General features: G+C 62.3%; 2 protein-coding genes. Both read right to left on the bottom strand.

Going from position 1 to position 1,296, the window contains the following annotated elements:
- On the bottom strand, window positions 1-164 hold a 164-nt coding region (locus EN969_RS31450; protein ID WP_127419751.1), incomplete at its 3' end, for a response regulator.
- A partial coding sequence (locus tag EN969_RS31445) for a PAS domain-containing sensor histidine kinase (RefSeq protein WP_164758683.1) occupies window positions 154-1,296 on the bottom strand: 1,143 nt, incomplete at its 5' end. The genes EN969_RS31445 and EN969_RS31450, both read right to left, overlap by 11 nt.

Raw genomic sequence — 1,296 nt, 5'->3', positions numbered from 1 at the left:
CAGATGTCGAGGAAAATCAGCCGCGGCGCGCGATCAGCTATAGCAGCGAGCGCGCTGTCGGCATCGAATGCCGTGCGGGTTTCGTGACCTTCGTCGCTCAGTATGCCCGCGACGAGTTCACGGATGTCTTCCTCGTCATCGACGATGAGAATATCAGACGCCATTACCGACCTTTTCAGTTTCTCTTTCGTTTTCCGCCCTGCTTTCGCCGCGCGGAGCCGTTGCGGCCGCAGGCGGCAGGATGATGCTGATCATCGCGCCGCGCCCATCGTGGAAGTCCGCAGGAGCATCGTGTAGTTCCAGCCTGCCACCATGGTCCTCCACGATCTTCTTGACGATAGCGAGGCCAAGTCCGGTGCCCTTCTCGCGTGTGGTCATGTAGGGCTCGAGCAGCCGTTGGCGATTCTCGCGCGGCAGGCCTTTGCCATTGTCGATGACGTCGATTCGAATCACACCATTCTGGCGCCCGGCCTGAATCCGGATTATGCCGTGCGAACCATCCTTCTGTTCCAATCCGTCGATTGCCTCGGCGGCGTTCTTGATCACATTGCCGAAAGCCTGCGCCATCAGCCGGCTGTCGAACGTGCCCTTCAGCGGCTCGCTGCCGAAGGTCCGCTCGAAGGTGATGTCGGCGCGGCTGACCTCGACCAGGAACGAGGCCTCGCGCAGCGATTCGCGCAGATCTATGGCCTTCATCTCGGGCTTCGGCATGCGCGCGAACGCCGAGAATTCGTCGACCATACGGCCGATATCCTCGACCTGACGAATGATGGTGTCGGTGCACTGGTCGAAAACCTCGCGGTCCTCGGTAATCACCTTGCCATAGCGGCGCTTGATGCGTTCGGCCGAGAGCTGGATCGGCGTCAGCGGGTTCTTGATCTCGTGGGCGATACGCCGCGCCACATCCGCCCAAGCCGACGAGCGCTGCGCCTGGACCAGGTCGGTGATGTCGTCAACCGTCACGACATAGGACTTTTCCTCCGAGCCGTCATCGCCGGCCTCGATGGTGATCTGAACGTTGAAGGTCCGCTCGGCGCCGGCGCGGTAGAAGGTCACCTGCTCGCGATAGACGGGTTTGCCGGACTTGCGGCCGATTTCGAAGACGCGGCCGACATGCGGCAGCACGGCGGAAAGGTTCTGCCCAAGGGCTGCGCTGGCGGATATGGCCAGCATCGCTTCGGCCGAGCGGTTGACGATGGTGACGATGCCGTAGGGATCGACGCCGATGACGCCGGCGGTAACGCCGGCAAGCACGGCTTCGGAGAAGCGTCGCCTCTCGTCGATCAGGTCCTTGGC

Source organism: Mesorhizobium sp. M7A.F.Ca.CA.003.01.2.1 (genome assembly GCF_003998945.1).
GTDB classification, from domain to species: domain Bacteria; phylum Pseudomonadota; class Alphaproteobacteria; order Rhizobiales; family Rhizobiaceae; genus Mesorhizobium; species Mesorhizobium ciceri.
Note: the sequence above shows the minus strand (reverse complement) of the source record. Positions and strands in the feature narration are given on the sequence as shown.